The organism is Rhodococcus sp. EPR-157, from assembly GCF_001647195.1.
Lineage (GTDB): Bacteria > Actinomycetota > Actinomycetes > Mycobacteriales > Mycobacteriaceae > Rhodococcoides.
Map to the genome: position 1 here is coordinate 1 of NZ_LVCV01000042.1, position 6,818 is coordinate 6,818.

At 59.3% G+C, this 6,818-nt stretch carries 7 protein-coding genes; 5 read left to right on the top strand and 2 right to left on the bottom strand.

Annotation, left to right across the window (positions count from 1 at the left end; genetic code table 11):
- The 5 genes from A2J03_RS01815 to nrdF form a co-directional block, all read left to right on the top strand.
- Nucleotides 1-186, top strand: a 186-nt coding sequence (locus tag A2J03_RS01815) for a glutaredoxin domain-containing protein (RefSeq protein WP_068368930.1), incomplete at its 5' end; no start/stop codon positions are given.
- A gap of 41 nt (nt 187-227) precedes the next feature.
- Nucleotides 228-692, top strand: a complete 465-nt coding sequence (gene nrdI, locus A2J03_RS01820) for a class Ib ribonucleoside-diphosphate reductase assembly flavoprotein NrdI (protein ID WP_197480566.1) — start codon at nt 228-230, stop codon at nt 690-692.
- Between the two features lie 37 nt (nt 693-729).
- Entirely contained in the window at nt 730-2,892 is a 2,163-nt protein-coding gene (gene nrdE / locus A2J03_RS01825; RefSeq protein WP_068368934.1) for a class 1b ribonucleoside-diphosphate reductase subunit alpha, read from the top strand.
- Between the two features lie 48 nt (nt 2,893-2,940).
- Nucleotides 2,941-4,317, top strand: coding sequence for a DUF2252 domain-containing protein (locus A2J03_RS01830; RefSeq protein WP_068368937.1), 1,377 nt, complete (start codon nt 2,941-2,943; stop codon nt 4,315-4,317).
- A gap of 104 nt (nt 4,318-4,421) precedes the next feature.
- Nucleotides 4,422-5,387, top strand: a complete 966-nt coding sequence (gene nrdF / locus A2J03_RS01835) for a class 1b ribonucleoside-diphosphate reductase subunit beta (RefSeq protein WP_068368940.1) — start codon at nt 4,422-4,424, stop codon at nt 5,385-5,387.
- A 41-nt stretch (nt 5,388-5,428) separates the two neighbouring features.
- Here the strand turns inward: nrdF and A2J03_RS01840 are convergent, their stop codons facing one another.
- Together A2J03_RS01840 and A2J03_RS01845 are read right to left on the bottom strand one after the other, a co-directional pair.
- Nucleotides 5,429-5,626, bottom strand: coding sequence for a hypothetical protein (locus tag A2J03_RS01840; protein ID WP_068368943.1), 198 nt, complete (start codon nt 5,624-5,626; stop codon nt 5,429-5,431).
- A gap of 3 nt (nt 5,627-5,629) precedes the next feature.
- Nucleotides 5,630-6,547 (bottom strand): SPFH domain-containing protein, encoded by a 918-nt coding sequence (locus A2J03_RS01845; RefSeq protein ID WP_197480567.1) that lies wholly within the window; start codon nt 6,545-6,547, stop codon nt 5,630-5,632.
- Between the last annotated feature and the right edge of the window lie 271 nt (nt 6,548-6,818).

The following is a 6,818-nucleotide window of genomic DNA, read 5'->3' on the forward strand; positions in this document are numbered from 1 at the left end:
ACCTACCGTGCTCTCGACAAAGAGGGCATCGAATACGACGTCATCGACATCTCGCAGGATGCAGAGGCCCGTGACTACGTCATGGCGCTCGGCTACCTGCAGGCACCCGTCGTTGTCGCCGGCGAGGATCACTGGTCGGGCTTCCGCCCGGATCGTATCAAGGCACTCACGGCCAACGTTGCTTGAACAGATCGCGCCGCTGGAACAGTAGACGGAGATGAGCAAGTGTGACTTCCGCTCTCGCTCCACAGCCGACGCACCCGCTGGTCTACTTCTCGAGTGCGTCCGAGAACACGCATAGGTTCGTCGTCAAGCTCGGTCTGAAGGCGAGCCGCATCCCACTGCGCAATCCAGAGAACTTCATGGTCGATCGGCCGTATGTGCTGATCGTTCCCACGTATGGCGGGGGAACCACTTTCGCTGGGCGTGACACCAATTACGTCCCCAAGCAGGTGATCAAGTTCCTCAATCAGAAGCACAACCGGTCCCTGATCAGAGCAGTCATTGCCGCAGGCAATACCAACTTCGGTGACTCGTTCTGCTCAGCGGGCGATGTTATTTCACAGAAGTGCGCGGTTCCGTATCTCTACAGATTCGAACTCATGGGAACCCCCGAAGACGTCGACCGAGTCCGCGAAGGGCTCGAGGACTTCTGGGAACGGGAATCCCGGCGAGCAGCGCACACACACTAGATCTTCAAGCGCGAAACAAGGAACTGGAGCGATCGCCGTGGCACCCACCATCACCGAGGTAGCACCTGTCAATGCCGTTCGAGCGGATGGTGACCTGGACTACCACGCGTTGAACGCGATGCTGAATCTGTACGGCCCCAACGGCGAGATTCAGTTCGAGAAGGACCGCGAGGCGGCAAACCAGTACTTCCTCCAGCATGTCAACCAGAACACCGTGTTCTTCCACGATCTGGACGAGAAGCTCGACTACCTCGTCGAGGAGAATTACTACGAGCCAGAGGTGCTGGACCAGTACTCACGTGAATTCGTGAAGTTCCTGATCAACCACGCCTATTCCAAGAAGTTCCGCTTCCCGACGTTTCTCGGCGCGTTCAAGTACTACACCTCGTACACGCTCAAGACGTTCGACGGTAAGCGATACCTCGAGCGGTTCGAGGATCGTGTCTGCATGGTTGCATTGACGCTCGCAGCCGGGGACGAAGCGCTCGCTACCGATCTGGTCGACGAGATCATCGCCGGCCGATTCCAGCCGGCCACTCCGACGTTCCTCAACTCCGGCAAGAAGCAGCGCGGCGAGCCCGTGTCCTGCTTCCTGCTACGCATCGAGGACAACATGGAGTCCATCGGTCGTTCCATCAACTCTGCCCTGCAGCTGTCCAAGCGCGGAGGCGGTGTTGCGCTGTTGCTCAGCAACATTCGCGAAGCAGGCGCGCCGATCAAGCGGATCGAGAATCAGTCCTCCGGTGTCATTCCGATCATGAAGTTGCTCGAGGATTCCTTCTCGTACGCCAACCAGCTCGGTGCTCGTCAGGGTGCAGGCGCGGTCTATCTTCATGCTCATCACCCCGACGTCTACAAGTTCCTCGACACCAAGCGTGAGAACGCCGACGAGAAGATCCGTATCAAGACGCTTTCCCTCGGAATCGTCATTCCGGACATCACGTTCGAACTGGCCAAAAAGAACGAGGAGATGTACCTGTTCTCGCCGTACGACGTCGAACGCATCTACGGCGTGCCGTTCGCTGACATCAACGTCTCGGAGAAGTACTACGAGATGGTCGACGACAAGCGGATCCGCAAGACGAAGATCAAGGCACGTGAGTTCTTCCAGACCCTGGCCGAATTGCAGTTCGAGTCCGGCTACCCGTACATCATGTTCGAGGATACGGTGAACCGGGCAAACCCGGTGAAGGGCAAGATCACTCACTCGAACCTGTGCTCGGAGATTCTCCAGGTGTCGACGCCGTCGGAGTTCAACGACGACCTCTCCTACAGCCATGTCGGCAAGGACATCTCCTGCAACCTGGGGTCGCTCAACATCGCCAAGACGATGGACTCGCCCGACTTCGGCAAAACCATCGCTGTCGCTATTCGCGGCCTGACTGCAGTCTCGGATCAGACGCACATCTACTCGGTACCGTCGATCGAGCAGGGCAACAACGACTCTCACGCCATCGGTCTCGGTCAGATGAACCTGCACGGATACCTCGCTCGCGAGCGCATCCACTACGGCAGCGTCGAGGGAATCGACTTCACCAACATCTACTTCTACACCGTGCTGTTCCATGCGCTGCAGGCGTCGAACGTGATCGCAAAGGACCGGGGAAGCTACTTCAAAGGTTTCCCGGAGTCCAAGTACGCGTCGGGTGAGTTCTTCGACAAGTACACCGACCAGGTGTGGGAACCGTCCACTGCGCGCGTTGCCGCGTTGTTCCAGGACGCCGATGTGCACATCCCGACGCAGGCCGACTGGGTCGCGCTGAAGGAGTCGGTGCAGAAGTACGGTATCTACAACCAGAATCTGCAGGCCGTTCCGCCGACCGGTTCGATCTCGTACATCAACAACTCGACGTCGTCGATCCACCCTGTCGCGTCGAAGATCGAGATCCGCAAGGAAGGCAAGATCGGTCGCGTCTACTACCCCGCGCCGTACCTCGACAACGACAATCTGGACTACTACCAGGATGCGTACGAGATCGGGTACGAAAAGATCATCGATACCTACGCCGCTGCGACGCAACACGTCGACCAGGGGCTGTCGTTGACGCTGTTCTTCAAGGACACAGCCTCGACGCGCGATATCAACAAAGCGCAGATCTACGCGTGGCGCAAGGGCATCAAGACGCTCTACTACATCCGGTTGCGTCAGATGGCGCTCGAAGGCACCGAGGTCGAGGGCTGCGTTTCCTGCATGCTGTGATGCTGGCGATTGTCAGGACGGAAGTCCGTGGTCGGTCCATAATCAGTCATGAACTCGCCCACGGACATCGACGTTGCTTCTGCACGGGAGGGGATTGCCCCTTCCGAACATCCTGCTCGTGGTCGGCAATCACGCAAGAGAGTGTCGCGTCGACAGTTGGCGGAGTGGAACCCCGATGCCAGGGGGCACGACGCGCTCGCGACAATTCTCGGGCAGAACGAACTTCGCGTTTCCGAACTACTTCCGATACGGCACGCACGCATGGCCGCATCGCCATGGACGTACTTTCGCGGCGCTGCAGCCGTGATGGCAGCGGATCTGGCCTCTGCACCGAATACCGGTATCGAGGTGCAGCTGTGCGGTGACGCGCATGTGCTCAACTTCGGGTTGTGGGCCACACCTGAGCGAAATCTGTATTTCGATCTCCGCGATTTCGACGAGACGCTTCCTGGTCCGTTCGAATGGGACGTCAAGCGCTTGGCGACCTCCCTTGTCGTTCTGGGGCGGGAGAACGGTGTCGACGAGGGGCGTGCCGACCGTGCAGTCGCAGCGATGATGGCGTCGTATCGCAATCGGATGTGGAAGTACGCTTCGATGCCCGAAATCGACATCTGGTACGACAGGATCGACGTCGCCGGGCTCCTCGGGCACTTCTCGTCTGGTATTGCGCGTCACGCCGAGAAACTCATCGAGACCAAAGCCGAGCGGCGAACGAGTCGCGGAGCGTCGCGGAAATTCACCGAGACACGAGACGGTCGCCGCAGAATTCGCGAAGATCCACCGTTCCGTACCCACGTGGGTGACGCGCAACTCGAACTGATCCAGGCTGTGATCGCCGGATACAGCGGCTCGGTGAACGACAGCATTTGGAGTCTCCTGTCGAGGTTCCGTGTTCTCGACGTAGTTCGGCAGGTAGTCGGTGTCGGCAGTGTCGGAATGCGTGTCTATTTGGCCTTTCTCGAAGAAACACGAACCGGTGACCCGTTCTTCCTTCAGATCAAGCAGGCGGGGCCCTCGGTGTTCGAACAGTTTCTTCGCCCGAGCAAATACGACAACCACGGTGCGCGGGTAGTCAACGGGCAACGAATGCTGCAGAGCGCCACCGACATGTTCGTGGGATGGACGTCGGTCGGCGAGATGAATTTCTACGTGCGGCAGTTTCGCGATATGAAAGTCATTCCCGACGGGGAGATCATCGGACCCCATCTCACCGAGTTCGCCACAGCGTGCGGGGAAGTTCTCGCGCGGGCGCACGCACGCAGCGGTGACGCGGCTGCTATCGCCGACTACATCGGCCGAGGTGACAAAGTCGACCGTTCGATGGTCGACTTTGCACACGCGTATGCCGATCAGAACGAGCGTGACCACGCGCAACTGGTTGCGGCCATCCAGACCGGTTCGGTACCGAGTTCGGTGGGTTGGTGAGCTCGAGCACGACACACTCTGTTGTGCTGGCCGGAACTGTCGGACACTACGGGTAGTGTTCGTGTCAGCGACTTTTCGCGTTCCCCAACTTGTAGGTAGGCACCATGGTCAAGCTCATCGATCGCGTCTCGGCAATCAACTGGAACCGGGTCCAGGACGACAAGGATGCCGAGGTCTGGGAGCGGCTCACCAGCAATTTCTGGCTGCCGGAGAAGGTGCCCGTCTCCAACGACATTCCGTCCTGGGGCACGCTCAACGCCGTCGAGAAGCAGTTGACGATGCGCGTGTTCACGGGATTGACGTTGCTCGACACCATCCAGGGCACCGTCGGCGCCGTCAGCCTGATCCCCGATGCGATCACTCCGCACGAAGAAGCGGTGTACACCAACATCGCGTTCATGGAGTCCGTTCACGCGAAGAGCTACAGCTCGATTTTCTCCACACTCAGCTCGACGCGTGATATCGACGACGCGTTCCGTTGGTCCGAGGAGAACGTCAACCTGCAGCGCAAGGCCGAAATCGTCCTGAAGTTCTACCACGGAGACGATCCGCTCAAGCGCAAGGTTGCGTCGACCTTGCTCGAATCGTTCCTGTTCTACTCCGGCTTCTACTTGCCGATGTACTGGTCCTCGCGAGCCAAGCTGACCAACACGGCCGACCTCATTCGTCTGATCATTCGCGACGAAGCCGTGCACGGGTACTACATCGGGTACAAGTACCAGAAGGGCCTCGAGAAGGTCAGCGAAGCGGAGCGCGAGGAACTCAAGAACTACACCTTCGAGTTGCTGTTCGAGTTGTACGACAACGAGGTCGAGTACACGCAGGATCTCTACGACGAGATCGGTTTGACCGAGGACGTCAAGAAGTTCCTCCGCTACAACGCAAACAAGGCACTCAACAATCTCGGCTACGAGGGCCTGTTCCCGAAGGACGAGACCGATGTGAACCCGGCAATCCTGTCGGCACTCTCGCCCAATGCCGATGAGAACCACGACTTCTTCTCGGGATCGGGTTCGTCGTACGTCATCGGCAAGGCCGTCAACACCGAGGATGACGACTGGGACTTCTGAAATCACCCGAATCTCCACGGGCAGGGACGCCTGCCGAGCTCCTACGAGTTCGGCGGACGTCCCTGTTTGCGCATGTTGTCGGCGTTCTTCGGCATTCGTCCATGCTCGGCCAACGCGCGGCGAAGCAGGAATTCGATCTGCGCATTGGTACTGCGGAGCTCGTCGGCTGCCCAGCGGGCGAGGGCGTCGTGCACCGCTGGGTCCAGCCGAAGCAGAAGTTTCTTACGTTCGGCAGCCATGGGTCACTGGTACAGCGATCCGGCATTCACGACGGGCTGTGTGTCGCGGTCGCTACACAGCACGACGAGTAGGTTCGAGACCATCGTGGCCTTGCGTTCTTCGTCGAGGTCGACGACGTTCTTCTCTTCCAACTTCGCCAGAGCCATGTCCACCATGCCGACTGCGCCCTCGACGATCTGCCGACGAGCGGCAATGACCGCGCCCGCCTGTTGACGACGCAGCATGGCCTGGGCGATCTCGGGTGCGTAGGCGAGACGGTTGATCCTGGTCTCGATCACCTCGACACCTGCGGCGCGAACTCGGGCGTGGACTTCCTCGGACATTGCCCCGGTGATCTCGTCAGCGTTCTCGCGCAACGACATTCGATCCTCGGCATCGTAGGGGTAGCTGCCGGCGATGTGTCGGACGGCCGATTCGGTCTGCACCGCGACGAACTCCTCGTAGTCGTCGACCTGAAATGAGGCCAACGCCGTGTCGGCGACCTGCCACACCACGATCGCCGAAATCTCGATGGGATTGCCGTCGGCGTCGTTGACCTTGGACTGGGCGGTCTCGTGATTGCGGATCCGGGTCGAGATCGCTTTGCGATACGTCAGCGGATTCGTCCACCGCAATCCAGGCGTGCGGAGGGTGCCGCTGTACGAACTCCCGAGAAGTTGAAGCACGCGAGCCTGATTGGGCTGCACGAGCGTCAGGCCGGCCAAGACCGGAAGCGATGCGACGAACAGCACGACGCCGACGACCATCGCCACGACGATGGTGAAAACCAGGCCGACCACGGATGCGGCGATACCTCCGAGGAACAGCACGAGGCCTGCGCCGAGCATCGACCATCCGGGCAGATCCCACCCGGGCCGTTCGGCGATAGTGATCGTCGGGGTACCCGTCGGCTTCTCGGCGACGGTTGCGGGTACGGACATGAGAACCTCCCTCTCGATGTTGATACTAAAGTGATATCACATTTTCGGCGCGCCTGGGTGACCGAATGAGTCGTTGGCTGGCCCATGAGGTGACCGAAACAGACATTCGCACACTCTGAGTGACTGAAACAGACATTCGCTCACCGCAAGTGACTGAAACAGACATTCGCACACTCTGAGTGACCGAAACAGACTGTGAGTATGGGTGTGTCCGGTTGATACTGGACTTCTCCAGTGAGTTGGGGCCTGACTCTGAAACAGACCGACGTCT

Excerpts from the sequence above, each read along its gene's own strand:
- A2J03_RS01840 (WP_068368943.1), bottom strand. The coding sequence starts at position 5,626 with ATGGCTGCCGAACGTAAGAAACTTCTGCTTCGGCTGGACCCAGCGGTG.
- A2J03_RS01830 (WP_068368937.1), top strand. The coding sequence starts at position 2,941 with ATGAACTCGCCCACGGACATCGACGTTGCTTCTGCACGGGAGGGGATT.
- nrdF (WP_068368940.1), top strand. The coding sequence starts at position 4,422 with ATGGTCAAGCTCATCGATCGCGTCTCGGCAATCAACTGGAACCGGGTC.
- A2J03_RS01845 (WP_197480567.1), bottom strand. The coding sequence starts at position 6,547 with ATGTCCGTACCCGCAACCGTCGCCGAGAAGCCGACGGGTACCCCGACG.